This is a genomic window from Yoonia sp. R2331, from assembly GCF_041103235.1.
Lineage (GTDB): Bacteria > Pseudomonadota > Alphaproteobacteria > Rhodobacterales > Rhodobacteraceae > CANMYO01.
In genome coordinates this window covers 1,318,131-1,332,608 of sequence record NZ_JBGCUN010000001.1, presented here as the reverse complement: position 1 = coordinate 1,332,608, position 14,478 = coordinate 1,318,131, and the positions used below count along the sequence as shown (strand labels likewise).

Annotated in this window: 21 protein-coding genes; 5 read left to right on the top strand and 16 right to left on the bottom strand. The window is 58.2% G+C overall.

Annotated features, from left to right (window positions below; genetic code table 11):
- Positions 1 to 7: 7 nt before the first annotated feature.
- The 3 genes from AB3Y40_RS06915 to AB3Y40_RS06905 all read right to left on the bottom strand — a co-directional run bounded on the left by AB3Y40_RS06915 (position 8) and on the right by AB3Y40_RS06905 (position 1,262).
- Positions 8 to 241, bottom strand: coding sequence for a hypothetical protein (locus AB3Y40_RS06915; protein WP_369438061.1), 234 nt, complete (start codon positions 239 to 241; stop codon positions 8 to 10).
- A complete protein-coding gene (locus AB3Y40_RS06910) occupies positions 234 to 395 on the bottom strand; it encodes a hypothetical protein (RefSeq protein ID WP_369438060.1) in 162 nt (53 codons plus the stop codon). Before AB3Y40_RS06910 ends, AB3Y40_RS06915 begins: the two co-directional genes overlap by 8 nt.
- 159 nt (positions 396 to 554) lie before the next feature.
- Positions 555 to 1,262 carry a recombinase family protein gene (locus AB3Y40_RS06905; RefSeq protein WP_369438059.1) on the bottom strand — a complete coding sequence of 236 codons (708 nt, stop codon included), beginning with the start codon at positions 1,260 to 1,262 and terminating at the stop codon, positions 555 to 557.
- 168 nt (positions 1,263 to 1,430) lie between these two features.
- On the opposite strand from AB3Y40_RS06905, the gene AB3Y40_RS06900 reads away from it, so the two are divergent.
- Genes AB3Y40_RS06900 through AB3Y40_RS06885 form a run of 4 tightly spaced genes read left to right on the top strand, consistent with a single transcriptional unit; the run spans position 1,431 to position 2,478 of the window.
- Positions 1,431 to 1,886, top strand: a complete 456-nt coding sequence (locus AB3Y40_RS06900; protein WP_369438058.1) for an XF1762 family protein — start codon at positions 1,431 to 1,433, stop codon at positions 1,884 to 1,886.
- Positions 1,887 to 1,898: 12 nt separating this feature from the next.
- Entirely contained in the window at positions 1,899 to 2,090 is a 192-nt protein-coding gene (locus AB3Y40_RS06895) for a hypothetical protein (protein WP_369438057.1), read from the top strand.
- 11 nt (positions 2,091 to 2,101) lie between these two features.
- Positions 2,102 to 2,251 carry a hypothetical protein gene (locus tag AB3Y40_RS06890; RefSeq protein WP_369438056.1) on the top strand — a complete coding sequence of 50 codons (150 nt, stop codon included), beginning with the start codon at positions 2,102 to 2,104 and terminating at the stop codon, positions 2,249 to 2,251.
- Positions 2,248 to 2,478: a hypothetical protein gene (locus AB3Y40_RS06885; RefSeq protein ID WP_369438055.1), complete on the top strand. Its 231-nt coding sequence runs from the start codon at positions 2,248 to 2,250 to the stop codon at positions 2,476 to 2,478. Before AB3Y40_RS06890 ends, AB3Y40_RS06885 begins: the two co-directional genes overlap by 4 nt.
- A gap of 18 nt (positions 2,479 to 2,496) precedes the next feature.
- Here AB3Y40_RS06885 and AB3Y40_RS06880 read toward each other — a convergent pair whose 3' ends face one another.
- The 12 genes from AB3Y40_RS06880 to AB3Y40_RS06825 form a co-directional block, all read right to left on the bottom strand.
- Positions 2,497 to 4,800, bottom strand: coding sequence for a hypothetical protein (locus tag AB3Y40_RS06880; RefSeq protein ID WP_369438054.1), 2,304 nt, complete (start codon positions 4,798 to 4,800; stop codon positions 2,497 to 2,499).
- Positions 4,797 to 5,921: a hypothetical protein gene (locus tag AB3Y40_RS06875; protein WP_369438053.1), complete on the bottom strand. Its 1,125-nt coding sequence runs from the start codon at positions 5,919 to 5,921 to the stop codon at positions 4,797 to 4,799. The genes AB3Y40_RS06880 and AB3Y40_RS06875 overlap by 4 nt, the downstream gene beginning before the upstream one ends.
- A 1-nt stretch (position 5,922) precedes the next feature.
- A complete protein-coding gene (locus AB3Y40_RS06870) occupies positions 5,923 to 6,129 on the bottom strand; it encodes a hypothetical protein (protein WP_369438052.1) in 207 nt (68 codons plus the stop codon).
- A complete protein-coding gene (locus tag AB3Y40_RS06865; RefSeq protein WP_369438051.1) occupies positions 6,059 to 6,247 on the bottom strand; it encodes a hypothetical protein in 189 nt (62 codons plus the stop codon). The genes AB3Y40_RS06870 and AB3Y40_RS06865 overlap by 71 nt, the downstream gene beginning before the upstream one ends.
- Positions 6,248 to 6,523: 276 nt before the next feature.
- Entirely contained in the window at positions 6,524 to 6,733 is a 210-nt protein-coding gene (locus tag AB3Y40_RS06860) for a hypothetical protein (protein WP_369438050.1), read from the bottom strand.
- A 140-nt stretch (positions 6,734 to 6,873) separates the two neighbouring features.
- The gene (locus tag AB3Y40_RS06855; protein ID WP_369438049.1) at positions 6,874 to 7,527 is read right to left on the bottom strand and encodes a lysozyme; all 654 of its coding nucleotides are present in this window, start codon (positions 7,525 to 7,527) and stop codon (positions 6,874 to 6,876) included.
- Positions 7,528 to 7,575: 48 nt separating this feature from the next.
- Positions 7,576 to 7,971, bottom strand: coding sequence for a hypothetical protein (locus AB3Y40_RS06850; RefSeq protein ID WP_369438048.1), 396 nt, complete (start codon positions 7,969 to 7,971; stop codon positions 7,576 to 7,578).
- Between the two features lie 7 nt (positions 7,972 to 7,978).
- On the bottom strand, positions 7,979 to 8,200 hold the full coding sequence (locus AB3Y40_RS06845) for a hypothetical protein (protein ID WP_369438047.1): 222 nt from the start codon (positions 8,198 to 8,200) through the stop codon (positions 7,979 to 7,981).
- A 39-nt stretch (positions 8,201 to 8,239) separates the two neighbouring features.
- Positions 8,240 to 8,614: a hypothetical protein gene (locus AB3Y40_RS06840; protein ID WP_369438046.1), complete on the bottom strand. Its 375-nt coding sequence runs from the start codon at positions 8,612 to 8,614 to the stop codon at positions 8,240 to 8,242.
- 80 nt (positions 8,615 to 8,694) lie between these two features.
- Entirely contained in the window at positions 8,695 to 8,955 is a 261-nt protein-coding gene (locus AB3Y40_RS06835; protein WP_369438045.1) for a hypothetical protein, read from the bottom strand.
- A 65-nt stretch (positions 8,956 to 9,020) separates the two neighbouring features.
- Positions 9,021 to 11,129 (bottom strand): hypothetical protein, encoded by a 2,109-nt coding sequence (locus AB3Y40_RS06830; protein ID WP_369438044.1) that lies wholly within the window; start codon positions 11,127 to 11,129, stop codon positions 9,021 to 9,023.
- A gap of 12 nt (positions 11,130 to 11,141) precedes the next feature.
- The gene (locus AB3Y40_RS06825) at positions 11,142 to 13,055 is read right to left on the bottom strand and encodes a hypothetical protein (protein WP_369438043.1); all 1,914 of its coding nucleotides are present in this window, start codon (positions 13,053 to 13,055) and stop codon (positions 11,142 to 11,144) included.
- A gap of 43 nt (positions 13,056 to 13,098) precedes the next feature.
- Between AB3Y40_RS06825 and AB3Y40_RS06820 the strand changes: the two genes are divergently transcribed.
- Entirely contained in the window at positions 13,099 to 13,266 is a 168-nt protein-coding gene (locus AB3Y40_RS06820; protein ID WP_369438042.1) for a hypothetical protein, read from the top strand.
- Here AB3Y40_RS06820 and AB3Y40_RS06815 read toward each other — a convergent pair.
- Complete coding sequence (locus tag AB3Y40_RS06815) at positions 13,256 to 14,476, bottom strand: hypothetical protein (protein ID WP_369438041.1); 1,221 nt, start codon at positions 14,474 to 14,476, stop codon at positions 13,256 to 13,258. The two genes, AB3Y40_RS06820 and AB3Y40_RS06815, sit on opposite strands and share 11 nt — an antisense overlap.
- Positions 14,477 to 14,478 lie beyond the last annotated feature (2 nt).

Below are 14,478 nucleotides of genomic sequence, written 5' to 3'. Positions count from 1 at the left end.
AACATCGTCATTCGCCCGCCTCCTTTGCGTTGTCCGATGCCCGAAACAAACTTGTCGAGGTGTAGAGATAAACTGCCCACCAAGGCCAAATCAGCGCGAGGCAAACGCGAACAAAGCGGCGCTCGTCAGCGGAGATATTGACCACTTTCCCGTCCATTTCTGCACGAGCAAAATCATACGGTGACTTCATGACCCCAATTACGCCAGCTAGATAAACAGAAAACGCGACCAATTCAGCCATCGCCCGCCTCCCCTGTGTGATCTTCAATCGACCGGCATATGCACGCGGATGAAAGCATGATGAAGGCCGACAGCTCTAAGACCGGCTTGTCACGAAACACACCCATGAGGCCAACAAATACAGCAACATAAGCAATCTTCTTTGAAAACCGCATCAGCCCCGATCCTCCTTAATGTGAAGCTCCCTCAAGGACGCAACGAATGGCATACAGCCTTTTCGACGCACCATTGCATAGCCATCCGCAACGGCCATAATCTTCACCTCCCCCGGTTCTGACCATCTCAGTGGATGGCACATCACAACTTGGCCGCGCTCAAACATCGCCCGCCTCCCCAGCATCCAGCGTGTAATCCAGCCCCGGCGCACCGGCGCGCAGCCAGCGACGGATCGTCTCAGCATTCTTGACCGGCAAAGCATCACCAATGACGCCGGGCGCGTTGATTTCGGCCATCAGCGCCAGCGCAGACATGCCCTTGATCTTCACGCCGCCCTTGCCGTTGGGCTGCAAGGTGAACTCGCCAGCGTTGTAAAGGCCCTGCACATGCTTGCGGCGCTTCGGGAAGTCGTCAAACCAGTGCTTTGCGCCCCACTTTACGTCAGGGTCTTTGGCCTTGCGCGCGGCCATCCCGGCCTTTGTCCGCTCAGATATCATGCCTCTCTCCAATTCTGCGATTGAGGCAATGATGTGAAAGAAGAACCGGCCCATCGCGGTAGATGTGTCCACGCCCTCTGTCAGACTGACCAGATCGGCCCCGGCCTTTTCGATGGTTTCCACAACGCGGATCATGTCTTTGACCGACCGAGCCAGCCTGTCCAGCTTCCAGACGACAATCCGATCCCCAGGGCGCAGATACTTGAGCGCTGTGTTCAGCTTGCGCCCGCGCAGGGACTTGCCCGACATCTTTTCCTTGATGATGCGACCGGGTGGCACGCCGTAGCGCTCCATGGCCTGCACCTGCAAGCGCAAATCCTGATCCTCTGTCGAGACCCGCGCATACCCAATTAGAAACCTTCCATCCATGGATGAGGTTACTGAACTGAGTCGCCTGATCGAGTCGAGTCATTGTGAACTTTTCACTTTCTGCCTTCAAAAATCCATATATCTCATTTTGCATTTCATTGTAAACTTTTTTCTTGCCTGAATGCCCAACTTAGAGTAGACATTCATTGTAACAAATAATTCTCTACTATGAGGAACGTCAGCATATTGTCGCATGGCCGCATATCACTAGATGAAGCAAACGCATTTGTCCGCGACCACCATCGGCACCACCCGCCGGTTGTCGGTCACCTGTATAGCATCGGTTGCTTTCAGGCAGGCAGGCTGTGTGGCGTGGTGATCGTTGGGCGTCCAGTGTCCCGGCACCGTGACGATGGACTGACCGCCGAAGTCACCCGCCTGTGTACCGATGGCACCAGAAACGCTTGCTCATTTCTTTACGGCAAAGCCTCCCGTGCGGCGTTTGCTTTGGGCTTCACAAGAATTGGCACCTACACCCTGCCCGATGAAGGTGGCGCAAGCCTTCGCGCAGCTGGTTGGAAGCTAATTGGCAAGCGCGGCGGCGGCGAATGGTCCGTGCCGTCGCGACCTCGAAAATCCATGAAATCACCCACAGCGCATAAGCACCTGTGGGAAGCATCATAAAGGAACGCCCGCATGAACGACGAACAAAGCCTCACCCGCGCAATGGCAATCACAGAGGTCGCTGTGCAGCAAATGGCAGAGGAAGGTATCAAGCCGATGCACCGAGCCATTGGGTTGGCATTCCACATGCAGGCGCAGGCCGAATTGGCAATGCCATCACCGGAAACAGCGGCGGCATTCAAGGCGTCGATAGCAACAACCTAAGGAACCAGATCATGACCAAGACGACAGACGAACGCATCGCCACTATAGAGGCCCGCCTTGACGCCATTGACGCCCGCCACGCCAAAGAGGACGCTGACATTGACGCTATGGTGCGCGCGACCAATGCAGCGGCAGATGCGGCGATGGGGACGGGCGAATGACACGCGATCAGATGGCTCAAGCAATTCTGGACCTTGTTGCTGGGCAAGCGACAGAACCGTCGTTCTTTGCTCAAGCGGATGCCTTGGCCACAGGTATCGGTGGGGGCGCGCAGCAGGGCGGACATGACCTCGATTACGCCCTAAGATATCTGGACGCGATACATGAAGGGATGCGCGAGCATTTAATCAAGCATTGGGGGCAGCATGAGTTTCAGCGCCCAAACTGAAGACCACAAAGAGCAGTCCTAAGCAGGTTCCAGCGCCCCGACAGAGGGCGTTGCGCGCTTATCCCCGTAGAAGTCCGCAGATGCCTTGACCGCCCCCGTTGCAGCCCCGTCAGCCGCAGAGTCGCCGTCGATCCCGACCGGATAGCTGTTAACCGCTGGTGAGGCATAATCGCCAAAGGCCAACGGGCTATCACGGCAGAACAGGACCATGCGAATAGCCCCGACTGTCCATGTCTCCCCGGTGTCGTTGGTTACCGTGAAGTCTGATGCGCCGAATGAGACTGGAACGTCCCTCTTTGAGGATGGAGTCAGGTCATCCCGAGCAAAGTTGTAAACCTGCCGGTTGCCGCTCCCTCCCATGATCGCGAAACGATGCGCCTCAAGTGTGCTGGTGTAGTCAGAGGCCCCGCGTCCCGCGTTGTATGGGATCGTTACTGTACCGCCATCAGGAACGTCAGAAACGAGGTCGTGGTTCACAATCTCGTACATCGACCGATATCCGTTGTGGCGCGGCGTCCACGTCGTCAGGTTCACCATCGGCCCTTGCGGGACAACGGCAGGCGAGGCGTTGGGGTAGTGTTCCACGTTGTTCGCCACCGTGACATCTGAATATCCTGATTGCGTCAGAACACCCAGAGACGCGGGCAGCCCGTTGGCAGCGGACAGCATGGAAACGCATGTGTTGTTGTAAATGCGCAAGGGCGCGGCGTAAGCCTCTGTCGGGTTGCCCTGCTGCGCGCCAGCATCGTCGTAGGCCACAGCCTTAAAGAAGTGGCTCGGGTCAAATAGTCCGAAGAAGTCAAAGCGCGCAACGTCTGGAACAAGGCAGATGTTGTTGCGAATGATGGTCCCGCCGCGCTCAATGATTGCCAAGTTTCCGTCGAAGGCTGTGCCTTGCAGAATGTTGCGCTCGACTAAAATATTGCCCGCGTTCACCTGCACGTTGTTGTTCATGCGGGCAATGGACATACTGCCCTCAATGCTGCAACGCTGCATGTTCATGCGAGAACCACGGTTCTGGCGCTGGTCGAAGCGCACCGCCGCTTGCTGAGTGTGAAGGCCAAAAGCGTTCTCAAACCACCCCGTGCGGACAAAGATGTCGCAACCATCCATGACCACGTTCGTTGCGCTCTGGAAGCGCACGATGGCGGCGTCATTGTGGGAGTCGTTCCTTGGCCCACCGGACAGCGCATTGACGTTGGACATGCCGCGCACACCCAAGTAGGCCACGGGCGCGTTGATTTCCTCATAGAAGTGATACGACCGGCTGCCTTCGCTGACCATGTTGTGGAACATGCGGACGCCCAGCTCATTGGTGAAGCTGATCGCGACATACGCGTGCGCGCCGAAATTACGCACTTCGGATTCAGTGACCAGCAGATAGCTGCCCTGATCGGTGGACTGCGAAAAGCACGAATTGCCCCCGCTGCGCCCGCTTTCCGTGGTGCTGTCCCACCCTCCGTCAAAGTCCAACCCGCTAACAACGCAGTCTTTCACGTTGCTGGGGTCCCAACCGACGAAATAGAACATGCGGCTGCCGCTGGTGTGGTTGATTTTCGGCTTGGCCGTGCCGGTGCCGGATCGCACGAAATGCAGCGAAGGCGAGAGCGACGTGACGCCAAAGCCGCCGAAGTCATACTCCTGGTCATCCATCATCATGATGCGGAACGGACCGGCTTTGTTGTTGGCGTAGCTTTCCGCGCCCGCCGGTGTGGTCTGCACAATGGCGTTTGGATAGGCAGGCAGGCCGGTGCCTGTGTCGTCCACGATGATGGTCAGGCCGTCAGCAAAGACCGTATCAGGGTCTTGGATTGCAGGGGTGTCTGCGCCGCCCCCGCCGATCTGAAATAGCGCGATAGCAACCTTGCCGCTGGACGGTTCAACAACAAGACAGGACACGGTGTAGTTGCCGGGTGCTGCGTAGACGTGGGCGGCGGTCGGGCCGTAGCCTTTGTTTGCGTCGCGCTGGTGGGCCATGACGTTCACGGTTTCGGTGAACTGGCTACCCGGATCGCCAAAGTCCCAGAAATAATAGACATCATGACGCTGCGGGTTGTAGGCGTCTGCGTCAACCGGGCCAGCGGTGTCAAAGCCGGTCAGATCAACCTCAAAGAACATGCCTTCCGGCGCGACTTGCAGGTTAGACCGCTTTACCAGCCGAATGGTGGCAGTCGCACCGGGGGTCACTGGCCCCCATCCATTGTTGTCGGTGCTTTGAGGCGTGCCGTAGGACAGGACATCGAAAGTGGCGAGGGTTGAGCCGCCGCGCCGCAAACTGCCGCGCATCCGCTGGCCTGCCGCGCCTGTGAGTGTGAAGGTCATGCGTTGTGCCTTGCCATGTAGGTTTCAAGGCTGTCCCGTTCGGCTGTCGTCAAGCCGTCCGCAATCACAACCTCATTCATTTCACCCGCAAAACTCAGGGAGCCATTAGAGGCGTAAGCCCCTAGCCAAGCGTCATTGGGCCAGCCGGACAGGTCCAAACCTTGCGCGGTGGCGACGAGGGTTGTGTCAGTGGCATATTCCAGCCGCATGTCATTCCGGGTGCTGGGCGTGATCGCCGCCCCGTTTTTGCGGTAAGTCACCGTTCCAGAGTTCGCATCTAGCGCAGTGCTGGTTGAGTTCTGGCAGATGCCAAACCAACTCGAAGTCAGCCGCGAATTGAGCAACATGAATCCGTCTTGGTCATCGGTCTTGATAGAAGCGCAATAGGTGCCGTCCGTGACTGCTTGGTGCCACGTGTCGTTGGTCTGCCCTTTGAGGTATTCATCAGCGACAAACACGACATTCCCGTTGGCGCTGACCTCTGGCAAAGGTGAAGACGTTGACCGTGTGAAGTGGTTGCCGTTGCCGGATTTATCATCAACCCGCGCTACGGGATCAGCGGCAGTGTCAGCGGGCGTTGAGGTGTCCGTTGTCTGGTAGAGCGTGCTTGTGTCCGTGAAGTCTAGCCACAACTTCAACTTAGACCCAAGGTCCGTGGGGGCGAAAGACGCCGCCGGGATTGCAACCACGTTGGAATTTGAATTGGCCGCTGTCAGTGAAGGCTGGCTGGCAGTCTCGCGATAGCGCAGATCAACGTCATCTACGCCGATGGTGTACGTCAGGCCCGTTTCGCCCGAAATGTCCACCGCATCGGCCTGCCAAATGCCAGAGATTGTGACCGTGCCAAGGCTGTTATCATAGGCCACCAGCCCCGGTGTGGCCGTCTGTGTCTCGCCCTGCCCCGTGTTGGTCGTGATAACCGGGGCTTTCAGATAGACCGGCCCGCCGCTCACATCGGGGATGGTGTACGTGCCAGCATAGGGCTGGTCCGTCAGCACCAGCTCATCGCCGGTTTGCTGCCCAGTGAATAGCGGAATGCCGGTGTCTGTGGTGACTGTGACGCCCGCAGACACAGCCGTAGCGCGCGCCTGCGTGAGGCCCATTGAAATTCCAAGCTGCATGTCAGTTTCCTAATGCTGCATCCCACGTCGCCAGCACGTCGCGGGTTGAAGATGTTGTCTTGTCCCAATCGCGGGCCACCACGCCCTCTGTCAGGGCCGTGAGTGGGTCGCGCAGGGCCTCTAGCCCCGTGGCGTCGTTAATTCCGGTGCAGCCAATCACGCAGCCAAGCGTCATCAGCAGCAGGGTCGCCCTTGCTGGTGTCTGCATCGTTGATCCTTTCGAGGGTGTCGGCGCGGGCATCAGCCTCACGCTTGCCGGTGCCGCCCTGCCACCATGCAAGGGTGCAGGCGGTCAGAATCAGCACCAAAATCAGGGCTAATCGCATGGTCAGAGTCTTTCGGGTTGATTTGTTGGGCTTGTTCGTGTAACGGGGCGTGTTATGAACACGAAGCGATCACAAAGCAGTTCCCGCTAAAACAACAGGTGGGTAAACCCGGCAGGTGCCGGGGTGCGATTGCTAATCGTTTCGTTCTTTCAAGAATGTGGATCGAGACCACTGCCCACCGCCAAACGGATGGTCTCGCTGCGTGGGCGGCAAGCGGTCTTGAAAACCGTGATGACACCGAAAGGTTGGGGGTTCGACTCCTCGGCCATCCGCCAATCACCCCACATTCGCCCGATCAGGCACAAAGTAACCCACAATCAGGGCGGCGATTGCCCCAACGAAAACGGCAGTCGCATCACCACCTGCAAGCGGTGGGTAAACGTCCATCATCACCTCAGGCCAGAGTTCCGTGACCACCGGGCCAATCATCACAGAAACGGCCAGCTTGTTGGTGGGAAGCGCAGAAGGTTGGTTCACCAATTTCATGGCGTTTCCTTTCAAATGGAACAGGGTGGAACACAATGGTATGTTGAGAAAACCGCCTGAATGGCGTAGATAGGAATGGAAGGCTGAACACTTCATTCCCGCCCGTGCCAGCACCCGTGCTGCAGGGCGGGTCTTACGCCCTACCTCCGAAACAACTCCGCCAGAAGCGCAGTAAGCCACGCAAAGCCGCCCTGTGGGGCCTTGGGGGTGTCTATGTCCAAAACGGGGGCCGGGGTGGGCTTGCGGTCCATCAGGTCAAGCATATCGCCCATAGACAGGGTGCGTTTGGCCTTCCAAACCACTTTCGCGGCCTCAGTCACGTTCCAGACCGTCGCGGATGTCTTGCCGTAAGTGCCTTTGGCGAACAGGTCGCGCTCTGCTGTGCGTCGCGGGATAATTTCCTTTGGCTTGCGCCAGTTCATGATGTCGCGGATCGCACCGGCCTTGTCGCCCTTGTTCAGCTTCTTGACCCAAGTTGCCTTTGAAATGGCCCCTGTGTTGAAGTGGAACGACACCGCCGCGTCAAACTCGTGCTGCGCCAATGGCACCTTGATCGCTCGCCGCACGTCAGCCGCGTATTTCTCAAGGTCAGCCGCGAACAGGTCAAAGACCTTGCGCAACTCCGCATCCAGGTCTGTCGGCATTCCCCGTTTCATAGACGCAGGAAATGGGGAACCAGCCGCAGCCGTGTGACCAATGCCATAGGTCATGACGCCCACGCTGTCGAAGTATGGGCCGGGAACAATGCCCTCATGCGCCGCCAAGAAGGCAACGCCTTTGTCAGAAATCTGCATATCTCTATCTCCCCGCTGGCGGGTTGCTGTGTTCAAAATGTTTGGCAGTCAAAAGGTGAACGGATCGCCCTTGTGGGTCGTTTGGTCGGACCCCCAGAACCATGACGCAACAGGCGTGTATTCCGCGCCTTGTTCAAGGCGGGCGCTGCAACCGTCATCCCCAACCCATTCGTTTAGGGGAATGTCCGCAATTCGATGCCCAACCGTGTAGTTCCATGACCCCGAACCGGAGCAAACAATCACGCCGTTACGGTCCAAAATCTCGGCCTGCCAAGTCGCGAAAAACACCGGGCCTTCCGCTGTTATCGTGCGGCTCTGGTGAATGATGCCGCTCTCATATTCCAGTGAGCGAACGGTGATCGGCGGAACCTCTGGCACAATGGCCGAAACGGCAAAACTCAGAAAGCCACCGACCGCAGCAATGCCAACGAATGTGTTTGTCATGCTCATCCTAACCCCCCAACACAGCGCGCAGATACGCAACTAATTCGGGGCTGTTGATCCAGAGAACAATGCCCGCGATAACAAGCAGGGCCTTCCAGTTTGTTGCAACCGCATGGATTGGCCCGGTGATGATCCAACCTTTGTTGGACTTCTCCAAGGCTTCCCAGATACCCGGCCACTCGTGATCTTCCGGCGGCGTCTTGCGCCGTGGGTCAAAGTCGTCATTCATACAGTAAGCCCCTAGTCTCGGGAAATTCGGCCTAGCAGGCTAATCGCGCTTTTCTTCGCGAGCGGCCATAACCACCGCAGGAGCCTTTGGCCTAACCAAATCTCCAGAACGATCCCGGCCACTATCAGAAAAGCGATGTCCATTGCCGCCCACCGTGATTGAAAGCAGGGCTAAAATCCAGAACGCATCTGCAACAATTGGGACCAGACCCATGAACCTGATGTACTGCCCGAAGATCAAAAGCACCGCATAAGAAAGACCCGACAAGGTCAGGAATACGCCGGAAAGCGCAAAGCCCAGCTTGCCAATCAGAAACGCGGCAACTAGCCAGATCACGCCGATTGCAAGCTGGTGTGACCATATTGGAATTGGTATCAGCAACACAACACGCACGGCCAAAAGGCCCACTAGCATGATTGCCGGAGCCTGCCAGCTATCGCGGGCCAGCCCGTAGAGGATCAGGCCCGCGCAAGCGATTATGTAGAATGGCCAAACTAAGTTGACCCCCCGCGCGTGATAACACCATCGCCGGTTTCAATCTTGCCGCCGATGGACCGCGCTTTCATCAGGTGGCCCTGCGCAAGCCGAAGTTCTGCCGACAAATCCGCAAACTGGTCGCGCGCGTCCAACTCATCCGACCGGCAGCAACGCACCATCGCGGCCTCTGCCTCATCGGCCAACGCTCCAACGCGGCGGATCGCCTTATCGAGTTGGTCTTTTGCCTTCTGAAAGGCGGATTGGTCAAAGTCTGGCATGTCGTCTCTCATTTCAATTGGTTACCCGCACTAAACGGGGTTAAGGAAGGTGTCTTTTGGTTAGGTTATTGCGCCAGCGCCCATTGGGCCGTGACCTGCAAGTCGGTCAAGTCAGCCGCCGCGCCCTCTTTACGGACAGTCACCGCCGTGATGTTTGAACTGTTGTAGGTCGTGCCGCTCAGGGTATCGCCCCAAAAGTCATACATCACGCCCGTGGTCGCCAAGCCGCCGACGCTGCGCTGCGCGTAGCCTGCGCCATTGGTTGCATAGGTCCGGTCATTGGCAAGGATCAGGGTTTGTTCAACCGATGTGCCTTTGTAAATGTCCACTTCCCAGCGGTCGGTTGCGTCATACCCAACCACGCCTTGCGCTGACACGCTAAGGCGGAACAGCGTCGCTTGCTGGTCCTCCACGATTGGCAGGAAGCTTGCCAAAATCATGCGGGTTGTGGCGTTAATCGTGCCGTTCACGATGTTCGTCTGCACAAACGGCGTGACAATCTTGCTGCCCGAAAACGCAGTGGTCGAGGTTGTCGCGGCGAGCATGAATCCACCGGGGCCGGTTGCATCCGCCGGGGCGTCAATCCCGATCAACTCGCCCACACCTCGCGTTGCCCCTGATGTTTGCAAAATGTCGGTTTCGATCCGCAGCGCGGGACTGGCCGCAACCTCCGTGGTTCGCTTGCGGGTGCTTGTCCGTTCATCAAGGAACCGGTCGGCCACATCGACATTCCCGAACCGCAGCCCGGTCACGTCCACAATCGCGCCGTTATTGCCCGGTGAGCGCGCAATGACCGCTTTGCCGTTGGTCATGCCGGACACAAGGCCAGTGATAATTGCGCGCGAGGGTGAGGCGTCCTGATAGATGCCGATAACGCCGCCAGACCCGCCGCCGGTATAATTCAGGTTTGACTGAGCCGTCACGTCGAGCCGCACCGTGTTGGTTGTTGCTGCAGTCGGCACAAGCACGCGCTGTGTGATTGCTGACGATGAGTCCGAAACCTTGATAAGGTCGGGGTTGCTGTAGCTGTTTGTGGCCGTGACCTTGGCGTCAAAGGACTTGACCCGGTGCAGTTCAAGCCCGGTTGTGGTGTTGTTGCCGCCATGCACCTTGATATGCGACGAGCCGCGCACAATCGCAGCGTTTTCAATCCGCCAGCCGAGATAATCGTCCTCGGTCGTGCCCAAAATGTGTGCATCGTTCATGACCGCGCCATCGGTCCCGGCGTAGGTGCCAAGCGTGCCAGTGAACAGAACAGAGTTGATATCGTCGGTCGCAGACCCGCAATCGTTACTCTGCAATTCGTTGAACCAAGAATTGTGCGACCGATCAAATCGCGCGCCCTGCCCGTCACACTTCTTGATAATAATATCATTTACAATCAGATTGTTAGTGGGGTGGACGTGAACGCCGTGAAACTCATGACGCGCGCCGCCGGGGCTGTTGATCGTGAAGCCATGGAAAGTCAGCGTGGACACGTTGTCCTGATCCCCAAAGGTCATCATGAAGCTGCGTGACGCTTGGTCGTAGTTCGCAGGTTCAAAGAATGTGGCGTTTGAACCGGCCCCGATCAGACCAACCCGGCGCGTGGTTTTGGAAAGGACAACGGGGTCAAAGGTGTATGTCCCCGCCCCAAAGAGGATAGACCCGCCGGTGTCTTTGAGGTCATCAATCGCAGATGTCAGCGCGGCAGAGTTTTGCGCCCCGGTGTTGCTGGTCGCGCCGCCGTAGCTTTCAAATGAAAACTGCGAGCCAAGAGTTGCACCAACCATTGCAGCGATTGCAGCGGAGTTGTTGTCAAGTTGCGCCTGAACCGTGACGCCTGCGTTGTTCGCGTTGGCCGTGGCCGTGACTTCGCTTGCGGTGGGGTTTTCGCTGGAAAAGCGCGGGATCGGGTCAAGCGTGTAAACCTCAACGTCATTATCGTCGTAGATCACGCACTTTACGCCAAGCGTGCCGGTGTAGAACACCTGCGGCGCAGATCCGCCCGCGTTAAGCCGCACAGAGGTCGCCAGCGTGCCGCCGTTGGGATGCGGAACCGTCCCGGCTTCGTTCGACCAAATACTAATCAGGGTGGTTGTGCCGGTCTCGTAATAGACGAGATACCCGTTCGCGACGGAATTGCCGTTTGCATCTTGCACGGGCAAAATGCCCGGCCAAAGCTGGTCTGCCATTTGTATATTTCCTTATTGTGCCAAGCGCGCGGCTTGCGGCGCGTTGGCCGAATTTGCAGATGCAGCGGGCGCAGCGGCTTCTGCGGCAGACAGTCGAAGCACTGTCGCGGCATCGCGCGAAAATGGCCCATTGCCGTTTGCCATAGCCCGCAGTTGCCTTGCATCGCCCCTCGCCGCCCTGTTCATGGCGCGAAGAAACGTTGTGTTGGTCATGGAGCGTGCGGTTAAAACTGCGCCACTAGCGATAAGGGCGGTTGTGGTAGGCGCAGTGCTGACGCCATAGCCAAGAACAAGGCCCGCGTTGATCCCGCCGGTGTTGGAGAAATTGCGCTCAGCGTTTGCCGTCTTTGACGCTTCCGCGACCTCCGCCAACTTGTGCAGTTCCGAACGCACATCATTAGGCAACAAGATACGCTTTGCCTCGTCTGACATGCGGTTCCAATTTGTCAGGAATGTGCCGGGTGAAAACGTGTCGCCGTCTGCATTTTGCGCGCCGTCTGTCGCGCGCCCCATGCGTTCAACAATCGTTCCCGATACTTCACGCCACTCATCTTCGCCTAGGGACTGCTTGATCCGTAAAAGCCGTGTTGAATTTGCGCCGCCGGACCTGTCGCGAGTCATTGCGGCGAATGCCTCAAACGCTCGCTCTGGACTATCTGCTGAGATGGCGCGGTCCAGTTGGTCGCTGATCCGCTGGCTTCCCGCGCGATAGTAGCTATTTGCTCGGTTCCACGCCTGAACGGCATCAGGTCCCGCCTGCTGTACCGCCGCGTCAAGGTCAGCGGTCAAGCTTGCATAAGCCTCCTTCATCCTGCCTTGATTGCGGTCAGCCAGCGGGCCGCTCATCTTGCCGATGCTTTCGCCGATGTTGCTGCGCAGATCGCGTGCAGCCTGCCACGAAATGCCGCTTTCAAGGTCATCAGCCAAGCGCGCCCACTTATCCAAACCAAGTTGGGCGCTGATTTCGGGGTTGTCTGCGAACGGCTCAAGGGCGGCACGGATGCGTGCAACCGTTTCGGGGGCCTGGATGGTAACGCCCTGCGGCATTGTCTCGTCAACCGCCTGATACAATTCGTTGGATTTTCCGCGAAACCTGTCAACGAAACGGTTCAAACCGGCTTGCAGCTGGCTGCCCGCGCTATTGGCGTTGGTCGATAGCCCCACGCTGGCGGCGTTACGGGCAAATACTCCCTCAGCCTCGCCAACAAAGCGGGCGGCGTCGTTGGCGATTGAATTGCCCGCAACCGGTATCTTCTCAAGTGTGGCAGCGGCTGTTGCCCCGGTACGCCCCGTCATTCCAAGCGTCGGCGTGATGCCTAGATCATCTGCCGCTCGCGCCTGACGCTGCAGGTCTGTTGCGGCGGCGGGTAGCGCGTCAGCAGCGCGAATTGCGCTAGACGCCGCTCGCGTGGTAGATGAAATTCCCGCCAACTCTGGGGCTGCAACCTCACCCATCATCATTAGGTCACGGGCAAGCTGCTTCTCCCTGTGCGGGGTTCCGCCAAAGGTTTCACCGATCAGACCCGCACCAGCCGCGTATGCCGTCCCCAGCCCCGAAACCGCAGCACCTGCCGCATCGCCCATGAAGCCCAACCGGGATTTGAGTTGCCAGTTCATATCATCGGGAAGTGCGTTGCGAGTCGGGCTTTCCCCTCCTGTCAGGCCGCCAGCGAATTGACCAAAAGCCTCACGAGGGGCTTCCGTTGCGGCGGCGATTGTGTCACCGAACCGGTCAGGGCGCGGTCCGACACGCGCACCGCCGTCAACGGGGCTGGGGGTCATTGTCGCTACCGCATTGTCTATGCTTTGATTGCGAGTAACACTTTGAATGCGCTGGGCTTCTTGGACCAACTGCCGAGCGGCGTCAGTGTCGCCCGCCCTCTCGGCGTTGACGGCGGCTTGCATTACTTCTTCGAATGTTGCCATGACGCACCTTGCAAAACGCACAAATGCACATCACCTTAGGGTCATGCTTAATCGTGCCATGATTGTTGTGTGGATCGCCTGCCTGCTTTGGGCGGCGGCTGTTTTCTACGTCATCCCCAACGTGGGAATTACCGTTTCGGTGATCGCCCTAGGCCCCTTGGGGATAGTGCTGGTTCTGCGTTGGGTTTTGTTCGGCCACCCTACTCGGTAGCGTATTTATCAAAGAGGCTTTGCGCCTCTGGTGACAGTTCAACGCCCACAGCGACGCTTGGCGGAGGGGGCGATTGCGTGTCCGGGGCCAGATCAAGCCTGTCGCCGGTGTAGCGATAGTCAATCAACACATCCTCGACTGGAATGCCGTTGCGTTGCGCCATAGACTCATATTGACCCCGCAGGCTTTCATGCTCCACCTGCGCGTTCTGATATAGGCCGGAAGCGCGGCCCACAAAGTCGCGACGCTGCTCTGTCGAGAGGCGCTGACCGGTTGACAGGGCGCGAATGGCGCGGGCAACTGGAAGCGGAACCGCCATGCCCGCTTCTTCGCTTTCTTGAAGCCATGCCGCCGCGCTCTCTGCTGTCGCAAATTCGCTCTCACGAACGACTGAGCCGGGGTCTAAGACTTTCATGAAATTAAAGATCAGGGCGAGGTCGCCCGCTGGCGACGGGTCAGTTGCCGACGCTTGAATGCGCCCAAATGCCGTTGTCTGTTCAGCAAATGCCTTCACGGCGGCAAGACCATTCCACTCATTACGCAGATCGGTCGCAGTTTCAAAAGTTTTGGCCGGATCAGGCGTTGGATTTTTCAACTGCTCAAGCTCAATTTGAGCCTTCTCAAGGGCGATTGCCTCCATTGGGTCCGGCCCCTCAGTCATCGCCATGATGTCCGCAACGTCCAGATAGTTTGAAGCCACGATATCGCGCTGGTCAAACTTGCCCACCATGTCGGGCGTGCCGTTGGCCATGGCAATTTGGTCCCACTGCTCGGGGGATGATGCCGCCAATAGCTGCTTGGCTGCGGCCTCTGCCTGCTGCGCTGCTGCTGCGCGCTGATCGGCGTCCAGCTTTGCCGCCTCGGCCCGTACCTGCCGTTCCTCTTGCGCGTTCAGGATGCGCATGCGCTGGCGCGTGGCGTCCATGTTCAGGTTGCCCGCCTCCATGCCCTGCTGGTGGGATTGCACGCCTTGGGCAAGTTCAAGGCCGGCGGTGCCAAACTGCATTAGCCCATTCAGCGCGTTGACGTTGCCACCTCTCACGCCAGCGCCGTGGTCAGCGACATACTGGTTCAGCGCGTTCTGTTGCTCCTGCGCCTGCCGCGATTGCTGGAACGCCTGCACCTGACGGGCCGCACCGGCTGCGCCATTTAGCACGTTGCCCATGTCAAAGCCCTGACCGGCAAGGATGATGTTCGGGTTCAAGGCCATAT

Excerpts from the sequence above, each read along its gene's own strand:
- AB3Y40_RS06915 (WP_369438061.1), bottom strand. The coding sequence starts at position 241 with ATGGCTGAATTGGTCGCGTTTTCTGTTTATCTAGCTGGCGTAATTGGG.
- AB3Y40_RS06910 (WP_369438060.1), bottom strand. The coding sequence starts at position 395 with ATGCGGTTTTCAAAGAAGATTGCTTATGTTGCTGTATTTGTTGGCCTC.
- AB3Y40_RS06905 (WP_369438059.1), bottom strand. The coding sequence starts at position 1,262 with ATGGATGGAAGGTTTCTAATTGGGTATGCGCGGGTCTCGACAGAGGAT.
- AB3Y40_RS06900 (WP_369438058.1), top strand. The coding sequence starts at position 1,431 with ATGAGGAACGTCAGCATATTGTCGCATGGCCGCATATCACTAGATGAA.
- AB3Y40_RS06895 (WP_369438057.1), top strand. The coding sequence starts at position 1,899 with ATGAACGACGAACAAAGCCTCACCCGCGCAATGGCAATCACAGAGGTC.
- AB3Y40_RS06890 (WP_369438056.1), top strand. The coding sequence starts at position 2,102 with ATGACCAAGACGACAGACGAACGCATCGCCACTATAGAGGCCCGCCTT.
- AB3Y40_RS06885 (WP_369438055.1), top strand. The coding sequence starts at position 2,248 with ATGACACGCGATCAGATGGCTCAAGCAATTCTGGACCTTGTTGCTGGG.
- AB3Y40_RS06880 (WP_369438054.1), bottom strand. The coding sequence starts at position 4,800 with ATGACCTTCACACTCACAGGCGCGGCAGGCCAGCGGATGCGCGGCAGT.
- AB3Y40_RS06875 (WP_369438053.1), bottom strand. The coding sequence starts at position 5,921 with ATGCAGCTTGGAATTTCAATGGGCCTCACGCAGGCGCGCGCTACGGCT.
- AB3Y40_RS06870 (WP_369438052.1), bottom strand. The coding sequence starts at position 6,129 with ATGCAGACACCAGCAAGGGCGACCCTGCTGCTGATGACGCTTGGCTGC.
- AB3Y40_RS06865 (WP_369438051.1), bottom strand. The coding sequence starts at position 6,247 with ATGCGATTAGCCCTGATTTTGGTGCTGATTCTGACCGCCTGCACCCTT.
- AB3Y40_RS06860 (WP_369438050.1), bottom strand. The coding sequence starts at position 6,733 with ATGAAATTGGTGAACCAACCTTCTGCGCTTCCCACCAACAAGCTGGCC.
- AB3Y40_RS06855 (WP_369438049.1), bottom strand. The coding sequence starts at position 7,527 with ATGCAGATTTCTGACAAAGGCGTTGCCTTCTTGGCGGCGCATGAGGGC.
- AB3Y40_RS06850 (WP_369438048.1), bottom strand. The coding sequence starts at position 7,971 with ATGACAAACACATTCGTTGGCATTGCTGCGGTCGGTGGCTTTCTGAGT.
- AB3Y40_RS06845 (WP_369438047.1), bottom strand. The coding sequence starts at position 8,200 with ATGAATGACGACTTTGACCCACGGCGCAAGACGCCGCCGGAAGATCAC.
- AB3Y40_RS06840 (WP_369438046.1), bottom strand. The coding sequence starts at position 8,614 with ATGCTAGTGGGCCTTTTGGCCGTGCGTGTTGTGTTGCTGATACCAATT.
- AB3Y40_RS06835 (WP_369438045.1), bottom strand. The coding sequence starts at position 8,955 with ATGCCAGACTTTGACCAATCCGCCTTTCAGAAGGCAAAAGACCAACTC.
- AB3Y40_RS06830 (WP_369438044.1), bottom strand. The coding sequence starts at position 11,129 with ATGGCAGACCAGCTTTGGCCGGGCATTTTGCCCGTGCAAGATGCAAAC.
- AB3Y40_RS06825 (WP_369438043.1), bottom strand. The coding sequence starts at position 13,055 with ATGGCAACATTCGAAGAAGTAATGCAAGCCGCCGTCAACGCCGAGAGG.
- AB3Y40_RS06820 (WP_369438042.1), top strand. The coding sequence starts at position 13,099 with ATGCTTAATCGTGCCATGATTGTTGTGTGGATCGCCTGCCTGCTTTGG.
- AB3Y40_RS06815 (WP_369438041.1), bottom strand. The coding sequence starts at position 14,476 with ATGGCCTTGAACCCGAACATCATCCTTGCCGGTCAGGGCTTTGACATG.